The organism is Mangrovibacter phragmitis (genome assembly GCF_040429585.1).
In the GTDB taxonomy this organism is placed as follows: Bacteria; Pseudomonadota; Gammaproteobacteria; order Enterobacterales; family Enterobacteriaceae; genus Mangrovibacter; species Mangrovibacter phragmitis.
The window spans coordinates 1216955-1233902 of sequence record NZ_CP134782.1 but is presented as its reverse complement, the minus strand read 5'-3'; the positions used below and the strand labels follow the sequence as shown (position 1 = coordinate 1233902).

The window sequence follows — 16948 nt, the reverse complement described above, 5'->3', positions numbered from 1 at the left end:
CATTTACGCCCCGGTGCTGTGCACTGCTCAATTAAACATAAGCAAACTGGCTGAATAACCATCTGAGCATAGGTATTTAGTTTGGCTGAGGATGAAATGGGAAAAGATATGGCCCGTTTTGCGGGCCATATTTCGTGAAGCTGCATAATGTGAAGCTAATATCGAGGAAAGCGTATTACCAGACCTGGCTGGCCACACGGGTAACCAGGCTTACTTTGTCCCACTGCTGGGCAGCAGTCAGGTTGTTGCCTTCTTCCGTTGATGCGAAACCGCACTGCGGGCTAAGGCAAATTTGCTCTTTAGCAACATATTGCGCCGCTTCCTCTATACGTGCCTTAATTGCCCCGGGATTTTCCAGTTCACCATTTTTGGTAGTAATCAGCCCCAGAACAACCTGCTGGTGACCGGGCTTAATAAAGCGCAACGGTGCAAAATCACCGGAGCGGTCGTTGTCGTACTCAAGGAAGAAAGCATCAACATTCACGCCACCAAACAGCACTTCAGCCACCGGCTCATAACCCCCTTCTGCAATCCAGGTTGAGCGGAAATTTCCCCGGCATACATGCAGGCCAATCGTTAAATCAGCGGGTTTATCTGCCAGCGCTGTATTCAGTACACGGGCATAGGTACGCGCCAGTTCATCAGGGTTATCACCGCGAGCGCGCGTCTGGCGGCGCTGTTCATCTGAACACAAATACGCCCATACGGTGTCATCAAGTTGCAGGTAGCGGCAGCCTGCGGCATAAAAAGCAGCAATGGCATCACGCCATGTGGTTGCCAGGTCGTCAAAATAGGCGTCCAGTTCCGGGTAAACGTTACGGTCGATGACTTCGCGGCCACCACGGAAATGCAGTACGCTTGGGCTGGGGATAGTCATTTTCGGTACTGCGTTGCCGCTGATACTTTTCAGGTAACGGAAATCTTCCAGCATTGGGTGGTCGCCAAACCCTAACTTGCCGGTGACCCGAATACCATGGGCTTTGGTTTGCACGCCGTTGAACTGGATACCGTGGTCAGATTCAAAGCGTTCCACACCCTGTAACCCGTCGAAAAAGTCAAAATGCCACCACGCCCGGCGAAACTCCCCATCTGTGACCACATGTAACCCACAGGCGCATTGCTGCTCCACCACCTGGCGGATGGCCTCATCTTCGCACTGGCGTAATGCTTCGGCGCTGAGAGCCCCCGCAGCAAAAGCCTCGCGAGCCTGCTTAATGGAATCAGGGCGTAAAAAACTGCCTACTACCTCGGCACGAAAGGGAGCTTCTGGGCGCTGCATTGTCTTCTCCTTGTCACGGGAAAGTTTCTTCCCGTGATAATTGTTATTGTTAATAACAGCCTTCTGGATGGCTACATGTCCAGAATAATGTCACGCCACCGATTGCACAACAAACGAGAAAATTTCACGCATCATGAAAATTACTCATGTTCAGTGGCGTTTTCCGTTGACGCGAATGCAAATCCTTCATCTGCCCAGCCAGTGAGGCCACCAATCATCAATTTAACCGGGCGGCCAAGAGCCGCCAGTTTCATCGCCGCCTGGTCCGCGCCATTGCAATGAGGCCCTGCACAGTAGACAACAAACAGTGTGTCTTCCGGCCAGCGTGCCATAACTTCAGGCCGAATATCGCGATGGGGCAAATGAACGGCCCCGGGTATATGCCGCCGGGCAAACTGCGCTTCCCCGCCGACAACATGCAGCAGAACAAACCCGGGGGCATTTCCCTGAGAAAGCGCACTGTGTACATCCGCACAGTCCGTCTCAAACTGTAGTTTCTGGTGAAACCAGGCCAGTGCCTGGCTGGCTGGTGCTGCCGGATATTGGGTAACGGGATTCATTCATTTTCTCCTGTGATGTATGGTATGCACAGATTGCACTGTCCCATAAATCCAGGCCACGCCACTTCATGCCAAATAACGCACTGAATATGACAAAATCTTTACCGCACCAACCGCTGATTGTTGCACTGGCTTACCAGGGGTTGTGTACCTTTGAGTTTTCCGTCGCAACAGAGGTCTTTGGCCTGCCCCGCCCAGAAATGGGGGAAAACTGGTACCGCTTTGCAGTGGCGGCGCTGGATGAAGGGCCGTTAAGCGCGACAGGCGGCATTCGCATTATGGTGGATGGTGGCCTTGAGCTGTTAGAGCAGGCCGATACTATTATTATTCCGGGCTGGCGCGGTACTGAGACGCCGGTTCCTCCAGAACTGCTCAATGCCCTGCGCCAGGCTGCAAACCGGGGATGCCGCCTGGTTTCCATCTGCTCAGGGGTGTTTGTGCTTGCCGCAACAGGCCTGTTGAATGGTGCACAAGCCACCACCCACTGGCGTTATGCGGCACAATTGCAGGCCCGTTACCCGGCAATCCGGGTGAATGAACATGTGCTGTATATAGATGAGGGCCAGTGCCTGACTTCAGCCGGGAGTGCAGCGGGGATTGATCTCTGCCTGCACCTGGTGCGTAAAGATTACGGCCCTCACGCTGCCAATCTGGTGGCTCAGCGCCTGGTTGTCCCCCCGCACCGCGATGGTGGGCAGGCGCAGTTTATTCCCGCGCCTGTGGCGAAGGAGTATGAAAGCAGCCGACTGGGTGATTTATTCGACTATTTGCACCAGCATCTGCACTGTTCGCACAGTGTTGAAGCACTGGCGAACCGCTGTGGTATGAGTTCACGCACTTTGCTCAGGCGCTTTTCTGACGCCACCGGCACCACACCTGCTCGCTGGCTATTGCAACAACGGCTGCAAAAAGCCAGGCAACTGCTGGAAGAGAGTGACAGGCCGGTTGAATACATTGCTCAGGCTGTGGGTTTTGGCACTGCCAGTGTGATGCGGCGCTACTTTCAACAATACCTGAATGTTTCCCCGCGCCATTATCGAAAAACCTTTACCGTTCACGATAAACAGGTTCACAAAGCCTAAGGTTTGTTTAACTTTCAGCCGATATAGTAGGTAATACGGTGTTCAGGCACCGCAAGTTCAAACTCACACCGGCTGGAGGCGCATTATGTCCATTGAACTGAGTTATGTATTTGCCGCTGTCGTGCTGTTTGTTGGTGCAGGTTTACTCGCCGCCTGCCTCAGCCACAAATGGAACGACTAATGCTATCTGAATCGTCTCACTGTACTTAGCCGCCCTTTACATTATGTGTAAAGGGCGTTTTTTTATTTATTGCCTGCCACTTCACCTGGCTGTAAGAAAATAGAGGGTATAACCTGTTACTCCAGGTACTGAACCTGGTTACTCACTTCGTGGTAAGCCGCCATAATTATCAATTAGTAATATTATAAAGTTTTAGTTAAAAACACAGTAAATCATGAAAATAAAATTAAAAACCACAAACAAAGTATAAATTTTTTATTCGAGTTCCATCACATATTTACCCCACATAACTGACCATAATTTCGTTGCTGGCTGAAATTTATCTCAGCTAAAAAATACGCCAGCATCATCACTAAAGGAGATGCCACCATGGGTAAAGTAAATAAGATATTTTATATTTATGATGTAGCGCTGATTTGTATTTCCGTTGTTTGGGTAGCGATGCTCTTCGAATCGACTGTGGTTAATCACTTTATCTATGCGATGGTAAAACACATTGACTTATGGCTGACAGCCTGAGCTATTTTGTAATGAAGTTTACGCCACACCAGGCTTTACATTCTAACTGCAACCAACATAAATAAGCAGTTTTATTGTACAATTATTATTGTATTTTTTCTGGTAACACAGAACAACACCAGTAGCTGTTATATTTATTCATACTGTGTCTTTTTATTTATTTCCGGTCTTCAGAAATAACTAAAGAGGAATGGCTGACGGGTTATTTATCTGGCTAAAAAAGCTTACCGGGGTAACCTCTTCGCCATACTTTATATTATGTACGATTCATTTTGAGTGTAGTTTTATCCCCTGCAGCGCCTTGCCAGGGGATTTTTTTACTGCACTTGTCGCTCTGCAGAAAATAAGTGTCTCGCCATACTCCGGAAAGTAATCCGGCAGACAAAATTGCCCCGCCCGTGTTAATTATCACGCAAGAAAACTTTTGACCCAGGTCAATAAACGCCCAATTTTGTGATTGATGTCGTGTTTTAAGGCGCTCAGAATAGTTGCTGCCGATATATACCGATATCCGTTTTATCGCGTTTTTAGAGGAGAAAACCACAATGATGACCTATGACCGTAACCGTAACGTAATTACAACTGGCAGCCGTGTGATGATTAATGGCACTGGCCTTACAGGGGTGATTAAGGCAATTCATGCCGATGGGCTGAGTGCTCGTGATTTACGTCGCCAGGCAACAGTAGAAGTGGATGGCGCAGAAGGCCAGTTCGCACCTGTTGAACTGATTCGCCTCGGCATGCACTAATTTGTGGTGAATACTGTTGTGGCACAGGCTGCCACAACAGTATTCATGTGACAAAGCGCATAAACAGGCAATGCGCTCCTTGTTCTCTTTTCTCTGTTATTGCAGGATTCCTGTTTTTTACGAGGCATTGAGTTAAATGAGAAAATCCACACTGGTTTTGATTGCTGTCGCTATTGTTGTTTATGCATGGCAATACCTGAAATAACCGTGCCCGCCTCTTTCCTGTTTTCTACACTGCTCTGAGCTCTTCATAAGACACCCGCACATGGTCCAGCCAGGCCTTGCGCTGGTGTAACCGCTGGAAACAGGCTTCAATTGCCGGGAACACCGGGCGTTCTATGGCAATATCATAGTAACGGTAAAGTATGTGGCCGAACTGTATATCAGCAAGGCTGAACTGATCACCTGCCAGCCAGGTGTGTTGTTGCAGCTGTTTTTCCGCGATTGCCATAAAGTGATGTAAGGTTTTCAGTGCCGCAGCAATAGCAGCTTCATCACGCTGGGCCGCAGGGGTACGGACCACTCGCCAGAACACTGGCGCGGTAAAATTGAGGGCAATATTCAGCTTTGCCCACTCGGCCCACTTATCGACCTGTGCCCTTTCGCGGTTGCTGTGCGGCCAGAAATCCGCTGTTCCATATTCAGAAGCCAGGTAGCGTAATATGGCCCCGGTTTCCCACAAAGGTTCATTGCCTCCGTCCTGCAAAACTGGCACCGTGCCATTGGGGTTCATCGCCAAAAAATCCGCAGTATCATTACCGCCAAAACGATGGCCAATATCAATCCGGTTTACAGGCAGATTAAGCTCACCAATACACCACATTAATGCCTGGACATTCGACGATGTTTTTCTTCCCCATACAGTTAACATTTCTGCTCCTTAATGTTGTTTATTGCATTGTGAAAACATGATCAATAACAAATATTTTACTTTCGGCATCACTACTTAAGTTTGCCTTAATGTTTGGCACCTAGAGTGTGCGGTGTCACGCGAAGGAATGCCGCAATAAGCAATCTCAGTATTTTTGCGGGAAATGACGATGTCGGCATTTCCCGTTTCTTTTCTGATGTGTGCTGCGGTTTACTCAACGAACCACCAGCGCGGCCTGAATCGCATCTGCCAGCCCTGCGATATCCCGGCTCACCGCTGCCAGATCAAGCGCTGTAATATGCGCTGTAGTATTGTCAGGATCCCCTGAAACCACGCTTGTTGCCTGCACCAGTTCCAGTGCGGCCTGCACGGCCAGTAACCGCTGCTGTTCTGCCTGCGTCGGTCGTTGCCCAAAATAGTTCTCTAACACAATGCCTCCCGTTTCTGGCTGTGGTTTTACATGGCCTGGTCAACAATAAAGATATTTTCAGGTAACCGAAAGCTTCTTAAGGCTAACAATGCCAGGGGCCCTTTACCCACTTGCGAACGCAACACCCACTGTAATTGCGCGCCATCCGGGGCAATAAACGTTATCAGCCAGCGGCTGTTATCCAGTTGTTCATATTGCCCCGTTTCCAGCCAGCGGAGTAAACCCCAGCCACTGGGGTAATCGCCATATAACCGGGTTCCCGCCCCGGCGCGGTGCCATGTAAGTAAGGTACCGGGTTTGTAGGTTTCGCCTGGCCAGCGGAATAGTTGCCAGTCTGCCTGCTGGTTAAAATAGTGCAGTTTTTGCCCGTCAATATTAAGTTGCGTTTCCACCACCCCGGGCGATGGCCTTGCCTGGAGTTCAAACTGAACGCCCTGGCCGCCATCAATAAACAGAATATCGGCTATCTCATTAAGCTGGTTAATTGCGGCTAAAAAATCCGGATTAATGTGAACTGCTCGGGAATGCGCCGGGTTAACTACCCAGCGGCGGCTTTCAAGTTTCACAATGCCACCGAGTTCATCGGCCACAAAACGCGCCAGACGCCCGGAATCTTTACGGATAAAGTCCGCCAGCGCGGGCAATGAGGCTTCACCCTGAGCAGTGGTGAAAGGATAACGGCCAGAAAAAGTGGCCTGCCATTCTGCCCGCACCGTCCGTTGCCATTTATTATTTAACCCGGCGGCAGAGGGCTGCAAAATACTGTTCCATGCATCATTCATTGGCCCGACAAAAATAGCTTCACCAAACCCCTGCCACTCTTGCCCAAGGCTTGCAGCAAGCAAGTTGCTGTACTGGCGTGTTTCAGTGAAGTCGTGCGGTTGCCCCTGAAACAGGGTTTGCGCCAGCAACTGCATACTCTCCTGAGGGTTGTGCGTATTGATAATTTGCTGCAAGTGCAGCCTGACTCTGGTTATCTGGGTTAGCCACGCCTGTAAACTCAGTGGCTGATTCCCCGAGTCGCCATAAGCCCGGGAATTAATGCCCATCACCTGCAATATCGGCCTGAAGTGTTGTTCGGCACCGCCTGAAGGTAACTGCCGAAGTGTATCAATAGCCACAGGCTCCTGGCTGCCCAGTTTTTCCATTGTGGCCTGAATCAGTGTATCTGGCAGCGAGCGGTTTATTTGCCCGGTTTGCCCCTGAAAAGCGAGGGTATTCAGTAACGCAATCAACGGGGACTGGCGCACATCACTTATCAGTGTTAGCTGGTCGGTTACTTCTGATACCGTTCTGGCAGGCTGGCGTTGCAGGTTATTAAGAAAGTGCTGCCAGGCACCGGCGAAATCAGCGAAGTAACGTGCTGACAGGCTGGCCTTAAGCGCGTCTGCAGATACCGCGTCTGCGCTGACAGAAGCGTTGCTGTCGCTTAGCACCCAGTCAATTTCTTCCTGCCGGGCTGTTGCTGCACGCGCAATGGCCTGCTGAATACTGCCCTCCCACGCCTGGCGGGTAAATACACCTGGCACGACTTCATTGGAGACAAACACACGCCGGGCATCCGTACCCTGTACCATGGTTTCCAGCGTCTGGTCGGGGTAATTGGCGCGGGCATTGCTGATAATCTGGTTATAGAGGTTTTGTTCCGCACTCTGGTGCGCTAACTGTTGCAATAATGCTTCACGAACTTTGGCAACCAGAGTGGTGTCCGGGGAGATTTTCCACTGAGGCCATTGTGCTAAATGCGCCATATAAAAAGCCCACAGATCCGGAGCCAGTGTTTCCCACAGCGCAGGAGATATTCCTGCTGGCGCACCCGAGACGGATTTCAGTGTCTGGGTATAAAACTGGGTGTCTGCTTTTTCTGGCATCGCCATCATCAACCAGGCTTTAAGCTGGTTGTAACTCTGCCCGGCAAGTGCTGTTCTCTGTGCACTTTCTGGCGGAATTTGGATGAATGCCTGTAGAGACTCACGTAACTGTCTGGCGGACTGGTCGCGGACCTGCCTGTTGTAGGCCGTGATATATACAGGCATCAATGCATCCAGTATGCGCGGATTAACATTAAACCCGCCAGGCAGGTACCACGGAGAAAAATGGCTGTTTTTATTCTGGAGCCATTCGATATGGTTACCCAGTGCGTGTAATGCCACCAGTTGCTGGTCGGGTGTGGTTGCCTGAGACTCCAGGGTCTGAATACGTTGTGCTGTGGCCGCCACCGCATGGTAATTCACCATAAACGAAACCAGCAGGCCAACGCCCCAGAGCGCCAGCAGGCCCACCAGCCCGGCCGCCACACCCGTGAACCAGGCATTCCCGGGTCGCAGCCCTTTGGTATGGCGGCTTGCCGCAATAAGCCCGGCAAGCCGGGGTGGTAACACCAGCGCATGAGTGAATACCGCCGTAGAGTTGCCCTTCACACCGCTACCTTCTGGTACAGGCTCATGACAGGTGACCAGGCTGAACATCAACCCGCGGAGCGGAACCCGTGGCTGGGAGGCATACAACCAGGGTTGCAACTGCTGTTCCCAGTGCGCTATGCCGCCATCCTGCAGTTGCTGGCTAAGGCGCAACAGAAAATCATAATCCTGGTTTTCAGATACCTGAAGCATTCCCTGAGCACGCAGTACCGGGGTAAGATTTTCCAGACGGGTGCGGACTTCTTGCGCGGTTGCCCGTGCCGTGAAGTAAGCGCCGACAGGTTGCTCCTCTCGCCCGCTCTGTGACCATTTGCTGGCACACAACTGCCATAACCAGACCGGAGGCTGGTAGCGCAGAACCCGGCCAATGTCTTCCAGCATACGCAAATCATTGTCACTGGCCTGTGGTGATAATTGCGCCCCCACACCCAGCACACGCACAATGCCATCCAGTGGCCGGAAGCGCCACAACCGTTGCACAGCGGCAAGGGGCGCCTGATACCCATGCGCACTGCCATCTCCGCCATAGATAAAAACAAGGTGCTCACTTTCAAGCCAGGTTTCCGCCACCAGCCCTGGCAACAATTGTTCCACCGCGTGGTTATCTCCGACCACCAGCACCAGGCGAACAGAAGAACGCCACCACAGGCGGTGGCGCATCTTCAGCCGGTGGCGAATTTGTTCAGCAAGACGCACACCTGCTCCGGTGGCGGCACTGAGTGGCTCAGGCTGAAGGCGAGCGGCCTGCCTGATGCGAACCAGCTGCCTGAGTTGCATGCCAGACCATGCCAGAACCATTAGCGATAACAATACCAGTAGTAGCAACCCACTGCGCACCACCACAGAAATAATCACGCTGGTTTCCTGCGAGGCATCGGTGGCGAAATACCAGTACAACACACCGTATAAAAACACCACCAATACTGCCAGAGCGACCCCAACCGCCACGGTATACCAGCCAGAATGGCTGCGCTGATTTGCCTTGTCCTTATCCATGATATTTTACTATTCCTAAAGTGAGTTGGTACTGCGGGTCGGTGGCAATCCAGCCACACGAGGTTTGTTGGTGCAGCGCCAGTAATGCAGCGAGTGAGACCGCAATCAGTGGTTCATTTTCCCCGGTTCGCCCCCAATATGGGTCCTGCACATGCCGGGAAAGGTTCCAGCCGCAATGAGCAAAATCCGGGGGTATTGCTGGTGAAAACAACACGCAGTGTTCCGGTGGGCGCGTTAACCCGCTTTGTTGCTGAGCCTGCTGGCATACCTGGGTTGCGGTATGTTTGCCTTGAGAAAACACCTCACCGCGCGCCAGGGTTACCGGCCCTTTAGCAGTGACGTTCCAGAGCAACGCAGATTCACCCGCGGGCTCTGAGCCGCCGCCTGCGGGCACAGAAAGGCAACCGGCAACAAGGAACCATTGCTGATTCTCTTCTGCTGTTAATGCGAAATGGGCAGCCAGCTCTGCCAGTGTGTTCGCCCCTTGCCAGGGTTCTGGGTGCACGGGAAGGCAGAGTGACGGAAATAACAGGCTCACTTCTGCTGAAAATGCCTGCCAGGCAGTTTCACTCCCCTGCCAGTAGCACGATATGGGTGGCCGGTACACCTGACCACTACACTGGGTATGCCACTGGCGCGCAAGCATCTGCGCCAGTTGGGTTTCCCGTTCACCAGGCCAGGTGGAAAACAGCAGGCCATTCGTTATTGCGCTACTGCAGCCGGTTGACGGGCCAGGTGGCTGGCTCAGGAAACCTTGCCAGTCTGCTGGTGATACCCCGGCCGGGCCAATCAGTACGACATCCTGCAGCGCAAAAGTTTGTGCATGGTGTTGCCACCAGGCAGCATATTCCTGGTCTGTGCGATACTGCCAGTCCGCCTGTAAATGTAATGAAGTGCGGTAATACAATTGGCGGGAAAGCCAGCACAGCAGAACAAGCGCACTGGCAAAGCTTGCAGTAACCACTAACAATGTTGGGCTGCTTTTTTCTCCTGCCAGCACCAGGCTTAAGGTGACAGACAGCAATACCAGCACCATACCAGCCAGCGCCCAGCGGCGGTTTCGGGGTGGAGAGGCAGCCCGGAGTGCGGGGGCAAACTGAAACGCCCTCATTGTGCACACCGGCAATCTGGAGATGAGCTGACCAGGGTGCAACCACAGGCACACCGGTGCCCATGTAATGCTATTGGTACGCCATTTAATGTGGACAGTGTGCTGCCTTCAGCAATCACCGTCAGGCCATGCCGGTTACACATTACCGGGTCGCCCACACAGGCAATCCCTTTGCCAAAACAGAGGTTATGCCCGGCCAACACTCTGCCGCCATACTCGAGTAATGTGTCATCCTGGCGAACAATATGCCGCATATTCTTCCCTTTTTATCTGTTGTTCAGTCCGTTTCTGGGCAGCCGCAGAAGCTACCCGATAAATTTCGCGCCAGCGCCAGTAATATGCCCGGCAACAGCCTGCATCCTGGCGTCGTGCTCTTCCTGCATCAGCCGGGCATGCCACTGTGCCGCCAGTTCATCCGGGTGGTCATCCACAGCGAGCAACGCGGTGTCTTCAATCACGGTGTATTCGCCGGTCGCCAGGTCTTTTATTTGGTGCCGGTCGGCAACCTGGCCGCGGTTATCCCAGGAAATCACGGTATATTCCACTGCCCGGCCCGGTTCACCCGCGCCAACTACCCGCCCGTTCTGGTAAATCAGGCGCAAATGCTTGTTAGCGCGCTGCTCAAAGAACAGCATCCGGTAGCGGAAATAGTCACCCCATGGCTCCCTGCTGCCCAGTTCACTTTGCATAAACCAGGCCCGGGAGTCATGAATATGATCGTCATACAACGCCAGTAATTCGGCCCCCGGCATCTCACGGGTTCCGCTTCCCAGTTCATCAGTAAACAGTTGGTGGTACAGCCCGTCACCGGCGGCTTTCATTTGGTCGTACTCTGCTTTTTCATCTTCCCCTTTGAGCATAAATACCGGGTATTTCAGTACGCCATCCAGCAGGAACTGCCGGGTTTTACTCCGGTAAGTACCATTCATGACCCGGAACCACCCGCAGTAATCGTGCTCAAATTCCCGTGCGGCTTCGCGCAACTGGTGCTGTGACTGGGTGGGTTCCCATTTATTGCCCGGCTCCATCAGCCTCTGCCAGCCAGCCTCTTGCCGGTTCACCCGGTTACGCGCCTTGCGCCTTTGCTGCTCGCGTTCTGCCTGTGCCTGCTGAGCCTGTTTTGCCTGCTCCGCGTTATGCTGAGGCGCCTGTAGGAAAAAGGGTTGTACCAGCAGGCTGTTACGGGCATAGCGCCCAATGCGCCAGGCAGTTATCCAGCCCATCTGGTTGTTCAATACGCTTTCCAGCACCCGCGCCAGGCGGTAAGGTTGCCAGACATCTGCATGATCACTGGCAGGCGGGGTGGTATCGGGTAAGGCAGTGGTTTCCAGCAAGGTTGCGCGCCAGAGATTAAAGCGGCGGATGGTTGAAGTCTGAATATCAAACTCAATAAAAGTTTGTTGATTCATATCGTGAGAAGGTTGAATAGAACGAATAAGCGGTGTTATCACTTCCGGTAATACAGCCAGAGGCGCACCGGCAGCAAAAGCCGCCCGGTATAAATCATGCAGAACAATTTGCGATAACAGCTCGCCATCTCCGCCGCGCGCTTTTCCCTGGTCGCCGGGTGGGTAGCCTCCGCCAACATCGGAATGCATTCCGGGGTAAACCACTTCACGGGTGTCCTGCGGGTAACTGCCATCCGCCCGGCGCACTGAATCCAGCGGGAAGCTCTGGCGTTGCTCATGGGCTGCCACAAAGTGGTCACAGCACCGCACATAGCCCGGGTAGCGCACTTCATCGGGCAATTGCAGGGTGTTATTCGCCCAGCCCATATGCCCGGTAGCGCCCGGCACCAAGTCTGCCAGCCCTACCGATGCCACGGTGTCCAGCAACCCGAGGTAATGCACCCGTACCGGCAGCCCCAGCAGTGCCATTTCTGGCATTTCACCTTCTGCCGGGGCAGTAAACAGCTCTGCCAGCCAGTTAACAAAGGTGCGTGCGCTGGCGGCCCCGCGGGAAAAACCGTATACAAACAGCTTAATTGCCAGTGGCTTCGGGCGCACCAGCGCCACCCGCTCACGCAGTGGTGCCAGCAGGTTATTTATGGCAATACGCCGGTTAACTTCACCGGTTATTGGCCAGTGGGCGCGCATCTGCGCTAGCTGGTTACGGGCAACATCATCATTCAGGCGATCATGCCCGGGTGTCAGGGTGTACATCAGCGCATCCACCAGGCGCAACAGCGCCCAGTTAATGCGGTCTTCCCCACCCCGGGCAAAAGCCAGGCCGGCGGAGCTGTAATCAAACTCGTTGATTTCCGGAAATGGTGTACCCACACCGGGCATGTAGTAAGAAAAGTACCCATTGGCTTCGGCCTCAAGAGGATAAGATGCATGATAAAGACGGGCAATATTGGACGGGCTGGGGGGTTGCGCTACGTGAGTATCGTGATACTCATTGTTTCCGGTGCCATCAAAAAACAGGCTGATATGCAGGCTCTGGCAGCACACCGGCATTGCCCGCATTCCCTGCTGCTGGTTAACGGCCTGGCGGTGGTGCTGTTCTTCCTGCACTTGTCGCAAGTAATTGCCATTAACGGTCTGTGGCAGTAATGCCAGCCGCCCTGTTTCCGGAAAAACCGGCGGTGCCCAGCAGGGCTGCGCTCCCTGGTGGTTTAATTTGGGCATTGGGCAGGCTCCGGCATATTTAACGGCTCTTTAATCGGGTAATCCGGTGTGCCATAACCCATACACACTGTGGTCACTTTTACCTGGTTACAGGGCAAAAAATGCACCGTCATACCACAACGCTTTTCCCCATACTCCGGTACCGGTACCACTGCACTGTGTCGGCGAAAACTGGCTCTGACTTCCGTTGCCCATTTATCAAACTTCTCTCTGTCGGTATAGCCAGGAAACGGTGAGGCTGTTTTTGGATCCACCTCCCACTCAACCAGTACCTCCATTCCCGGTATCCATTTGCGGGGCAACAGCACGCAGCAACTGTTTCCTGTCGTCCGCCCGCCATAGCCGTTAACCGTGAACCAGTTAATTCCTTCACTGGCATGGTGGTTAAACCCCCGCAAATCCCCGGCGGTATAATCGCCATAACCGGCCCCGGCACACCCGGCCAGTAACCATAACGGCACCAGCCACACAGCTTTTTTATTCATCTCCTGCTCCTGTTGTTGTTCACTGCCCTGTTTGTTCCCTGTGGGATAAATCCCGTTCCTGCCCGTGGCTTATCCGTTATGCACCGCGGTATTCACTGCTGCGGCCACCGGGCAGTTTTCCGGCTCCGGCAAATTACGGGGTTCTTTAATCGGGTAATCCGGTGTGCCATAACCCATACACACCGTGGTCACTTTTACCTGGTTACAGGGCAAAAAATGCACCGTCATACCACAACGCTGTTCCCCATATTCCGGTACCGGCACCACCGCGCTGTGGCGGCGGTATTGTGCCGCATGCCGGGCATAGGCTTCTTCTTCATATCCGAACCCCTCCTTTTTAAGAGGAATGATGGCCCGGGGGTTCGGATCCACCTCCCACTCAACCAGTGCCTCCATTCCCGGTATCCATTTGCGGGGCAACAGCACGCAGCAACTGTTTCCTGTCGTCCGCCCGCCATAGCCGTTAACCGTGAACCAGTTAATTCCTTCACTGGCATGGTGGTTAAACCCCCGCAAATCCCCGGCGGTATAATCGCCATAACCGGCCCCGGCACACCCGGCCAGTAACCATAACGGCACCAGCCACACGGCTTTTTTATTCATCTCCTGCTCCTGTTGTTGTTCACTGCCCTGTTTGTTCCCTGTGGGATAACCCCCGTTCCTGCCCGTGGCTTATCCGTTATGCACCGCGGTATTCACTGCTGCGCCACCGGGCAGTTTTCCGGCTCCGGCATATTTAACGGCTCTTTAATCGGGTAATCCGGTGTGTCATAACCCATACACACTGTGGTCACTTTTACCTGGTTACAGGGCAAAAAATGCACCGTCATACCACAACGCTGTTCCCCATATTCCGGTACCGGCACCACTGCACTGTGGCGCCGGTATTGTGCCGCATGCCGGGCATAGGCCTCGCGAAAAAGATCTGTTCCCAAAGGGGGTAATATTGCATAAGGATCCGGATCCACCTCCCACTCAACCAGCACCTCCATTCCCGGTATCCATTTGCGGGGTAACAGTACACAGCAATACCCGCCTCCCAGCCCTGGCGCCGAATAGCCATTCACACCGAATCTGTTAATTCCCTGGCCGGCGACATGATTTTTTGCCCGCAAATCCCCGGCGGTATAATCGTCATAACCGGCTCCGGCACACCCGGCCAGTAACCATAACGGCACCAGCCACACGGCTTTTTTATTCATCTCCTGCTCCTGTTGTTGTTCACTGCCCTGTTTGTTCCCTGCGGGGTAACCCCCGTTCCTGCCCGTGGTTTATCCGTTATGCACCGCGGTATTCACTGCTGTGGCCACCGGGCAGTTTTCAGGCTCCGGCATATTTAACGGCTCTTTAATCGGGTAATCCGGTGTGCCATAACCCATACACACCGTGGTCACTTTTACCTGGTTACAGGGCAAAAAATGCACCGTCATACCACAACGCTTTTCCCCATATTCCGGTACCGGTACCACTGCACTGTGGCGGCGGTATTGTGCCGCATGCCGGGCATAGGCCTCGCGAAAAAGATCTGTTCCCAAAGGGGGTAATATTGCATAAGGATCCGGATCCACCTCCCACTCAACCAGTGCCTCCATTCCCGGTATCCATTTGCGGGGTAACAGCACACAGCAACTGTTTCCTGTCGTCCGCCCGCCATAGCCGTTAACCGTGAACCAGTTAATTCCTTCACTGGCATGGTGGTTAAACCCCCGCAAATTCCCGGCGGTATAATCGTCATAACCGGCTCCGGCACACCCGGCCAGTAACCATAACGGCACCAGCCACACGGCTTTTTTATTCATCTGCTGCTCCTGTTGTTGTTCACTGCCCTGTTTGTTCCCTGCGGGGTAACCCCCGTTCCTGCCCGTGGTTTATCCGTTATGCACCGCGGTATTCACTGCTGTGGCCACCGGGCAGTTTTCAGGCTCCGGCATATTTAACGGCTCTTTAATCGGGTAATCCGGTGTGCCATAACCCATACACACCGTGGTCACTTTTACCTGGTTACAGGGCAAAAAATGCACCGTCATACCACAACGCTTTTCCCCATATTCCGGTACCGGCACCACTGCACTGTGGCGGCGAAAACTGGCTTTTAGTTCTTTTTCCCATGCAAGATATTTTTCCCATTCCTCGAAACCCGGAATCGGGGTGTCAGATACGGGGGTAACCTCCCACTCAACCAGCACCTCCATTCCCGGTATCCATTTGCGGGGTAACAGTACACAGCAATACCCGCCTCCCAGCCCTGGCGCCGAATAGCCATTCACACCGAATCTGTTAATTACCTGGCCGGCGACATGATTTTTTGCCCGCAAATCCCCGGCGGTATAATCGCCATAACCGGCCCCGGCACACCCGGCCAGTAACCATAACGGCACCAGCCACACAGCTTTTTTATTCATCTCCTGCTCCTGTTGTTGTTCACTGCCCTGTTTGTTCCCTGTGGGATAAATCCCGTTCCTGCCCGTGGCTTATCCGTTATGCACCGCGGTATTCACTGCTGCGCCACCGGGCAGTTTTCCGGCTCCGGCATATTACGGGGTTCTTTAATCGGGTAATCCGGTGTGCCATAACCCATACACACCGTGGTCACTTTTACCTGGTTACAGGGCAAAAAATGCACCGTCATACCACAACGCTTTTCCCCATATTCCGGTACCGGTACCACTGCACTGTGGCGGCGGTATTGTGCTGCATGCCGGGCATAGGCCTCGCGAAAAAGATCTGTTCCCAAAGGGGGTAATATTGCATAAGGATCCGGATCCACCTCCCACTCAACCAGTGCCTCCATTCCCGGTATCCATTTGCGGGGCAACAGCACACAGCAATACCCACCTCCATCGCCATAAGCTGAAATATTGGGGCCGCCATAACCGTTAATTTTCACAAAGTTGATAACGTTCGGTGTGTGGTTTATGCCCCGCAAATCCCCGGCGGTATAATCGCCATAACCGGCCCCGGCACACCCGGCCAGTAACCATAACGGCACCAGCCACACGGCTTTTTTATTCATCTCCTGCTCCTGTTGTTGTTCACTGCCCTGTTTGTTCCCTGCGGGGTAACCCCCGTTCCTGCCCGTGGCTTATCCGTTATGCACCGCGGTATTCACTGCTGCGGCCACCGGGCAGTTTTCCGGCTCCGGCATATTTAACGGCTCTTTAATCGGGTAATCCGGTGTGCCATAACCCATACACACCGTGGTCACTTTTACCTGGTTACAGGGCAAAAAATGCACCGTCATACCACAACGCTGTTCCCCATATTCCGGTACCGGCACCACTGCACTGTGGCGGCGGTATTGTGCTGCATGCCGGGCATAGGCTTCTTCTTCATATCCGAACCCTTCCTTTTTAAGAGGAATGATGGCCCGGGGATTGGGATCCACCTCCCACTCAACCAGTGCTTCCATTCCCGGTATCCATTTGCGGGGTAACAGCACACAGCAATACCCGCCTCCCAGCCCTGGCGCCGAATAACCATTCACACCGAATCTGTTAATTACCTGGCCGGCGACATGATTTTTTGCCCGCAAATCCCCGGCGGTATAATCGCCATAACCGGCCCCGGCACACCCGGCCAGTAGCCATAACGGCACCAGCCACACGGCTTTTTTATTCATCTCCTGCTCCTGTTGT

General features: G+C 53.4%; 18 protein-coding genes. 3 read left to right on the top strand and 15 right to left on the bottom strand.

Annotated features, from left to right (window positions below; translation table 11 throughout):
* Window positions 1–175: 175 nt before the first annotated feature.
* Window positions 176–1279: a cobalamin-independent methionine synthase II family protein gene (locus MPHASIOC01_RS05905; RefSeq protein WP_064593493.1), complete on the bottom strand. Its 1104-nt coding sequence runs from the start codon at window positions 1277–1279 to the stop codon at window positions 176–178.
* Between the two features lie 140 nt (window positions 1280–1419).
* Window positions 1420–1839, bottom strand: a complete 420-nt coding sequence (locus tag MPHASIOC01_RS05900; RefSeq protein ID WP_353614171.1) for a rhodanese-like domain-containing protein — start codon at window positions 1837–1839, stop codon at window positions 1420–1422.
* 68 nt (window positions 1840–1907) lie between these two features.
* Between MPHASIOC01_RS05900 and ftrA the strand changes: the two genes are divergently transcribed.
* The 3 genes from ftrA to ydfZ all read left to right on the top strand — a co-directional run bounded on the left by ftrA (window position 1908) and on the right by ydfZ (window position 4370).
* Window positions 1908–2921 carry a transcriptional regulator FtrA gene (gene ftrA / locus MPHASIOC01_RS05895; protein WP_353614170.1) on the top strand — a complete coding sequence of 338 codons (1014 nt, stop codon included), beginning with the start codon at window positions 1908–1910 and terminating at the stop codon, window positions 2919–2921.
* 550 nt (window positions 2922–3471) lie between these two features.
* Window positions 3472–3621, top strand: a complete 150-nt coding sequence (locus MPHASIOC01_RS05890) for a hypothetical protein (RefSeq protein ID WP_156518958.1) — start codon at window positions 3472–3474, stop codon at window positions 3619–3621.
* Window positions 3622–4166: 545 nt separating this feature from the next.
* Window positions 4167–4370, top strand: a complete 204-nt coding sequence (gene ydfZ, locus MPHASIOC01_RS05885) for a putative selenium delivery protein YdfZ (RefSeq protein ID WP_064593487.1) — start codon at window positions 4167–4169, stop codon at window positions 4368–4370.
* 229 nt (window positions 4371–4599) lie between these two features.
* Here the strand turns inward: ydfZ and MPHASIOC01_RS05880 are convergent, their stop codons facing one another.
* From MPHASIOC01_RS05880 to MPHASIOC01_RS05820, 13 genes are all read right to left on the bottom strand, one after another.
* The gene (locus MPHASIOC01_RS05880) at window positions 4600–5241 is read right to left on the bottom strand and encodes a glutathione S-transferase family protein (RefSeq protein WP_064593485.1); all 642 of its coding nucleotides are present in this window, start codon (window positions 5239–5241) and stop codon (window positions 4600–4602) included.
* Window positions 5242–5455: 214 nt separating this feature from the next.
* Complete coding sequence (locus tag MPHASIOC01_RS05875; protein ID WP_064593483.1) at window positions 5456–5671, bottom strand: hypothetical protein; 216 nt, start codon at window positions 5669–5671, stop codon at window positions 5456–5458.
* Window positions 5672–5697: 26 nt separating this feature from the next.
* On the bottom strand, window positions 5698–9087 hold the full coding sequence (locus MPHASIOC01_RS05870; protein WP_353614169.1) for an ImcF-related family protein: 3390 nt from the start codon (window positions 9085–9087) through the stop codon (window positions 5698–5700).
* The gene (locus tag MPHASIOC01_RS05865; protein ID WP_353614168.1) at window positions 9080–10198 is read right to left on the bottom strand and encodes a hypothetical protein; all 1119 of its coding nucleotides are present in this window, start codon (window positions 10196–10198) and stop codon (window positions 9080–9082) included. Before MPHASIOC01_RS05865 ends, MPHASIOC01_RS05870 begins: the two co-directional genes overlap by 8 nt.
* A complete protein-coding gene (locus MPHASIOC01_RS05860) occupies window positions 10195–10452 on the bottom strand; it encodes a PAAR domain-containing protein (RefSeq protein WP_064593479.1) in 258 nt (85 codons plus the stop codon). The genes MPHASIOC01_RS05865 and MPHASIOC01_RS05860 overlap by 4 nt, the downstream gene beginning before the upstream one ends.
* Before the next feature lie 51 nt (window positions 10453–10503).
* Window positions 10504–12828: a DUF2235 domain-containing protein gene (locus MPHASIOC01_RS05855; RefSeq protein WP_353614167.1), complete on the bottom strand. Its 2325-nt coding sequence runs from the start codon at window positions 12826–12828 to the stop codon at window positions 10504–10506.
* Entirely contained in the window at window positions 12816–13313 is a 498-nt protein-coding gene (locus MPHASIOC01_RS05850; protein WP_353614166.1) for a DUF3304 domain-containing protein, read from the bottom strand. Before MPHASIOC01_RS05850 ends, MPHASIOC01_RS05855 begins: the two co-directional genes overlap by 13 nt.
* Before the next feature lie 69 nt (window positions 13314–13382).
* Complete coding sequence (locus tag MPHASIOC01_RS05845) at window positions 13383–13916, bottom strand: DUF3304 domain-containing protein (RefSeq protein WP_353614165.1); 534 nt, start codon at window positions 13914–13916, stop codon at window positions 13383–13385.
* Between the two features lie 92 nt (window positions 13917–14008).
* Window positions 14009–14515 (bottom strand): DUF3304 domain-containing protein, encoded by a 507-nt coding sequence (locus tag MPHASIOC01_RS05840; RefSeq protein WP_353614164.1) that lies wholly within the window; start codon window positions 14513–14515, stop codon window positions 14009–14011.
* 69 nt (window positions 14516–14584) lie between these two features.
* Window positions 14585–15112, bottom strand: coding sequence for a DUF3304 domain-containing protein (locus MPHASIOC01_RS05835; protein ID WP_353614163.1), 528 nt, complete (start codon window positions 15110–15112; stop codon window positions 14585–14587).
* 69 nt (window positions 15113–15181) lie between these two features.
* The gene (locus tag MPHASIOC01_RS05830) at window positions 15182–15715 is read right to left on the bottom strand and encodes a DUF3304 domain-containing protein (protein WP_353614162.1); all 534 of its coding nucleotides are present in this window, start codon (window positions 15713–15715) and stop codon (window positions 15182–15184) included.
* Window positions 15716–15807: 92 nt separating this feature from the next.
* Window positions 15808–16326, bottom strand: coding sequence for a DUF3304 domain-containing protein (locus MPHASIOC01_RS05825; RefSeq protein WP_353614161.1), 519 nt, complete (start codon window positions 16324–16326; stop codon window positions 15808–15810).
* A 69-nt stretch (window positions 16327–16395) separates the two neighbouring features.
* Window positions 16396–16932 (bottom strand): DUF3304 domain-containing protein, encoded by a 537-nt coding sequence (locus tag MPHASIOC01_RS05820; RefSeq protein WP_353614160.1) that lies wholly within the window; start codon window positions 16930–16932, stop codon window positions 16396–16398.
* Window positions 16933–16948: the final 16 nt, after the last annotated feature.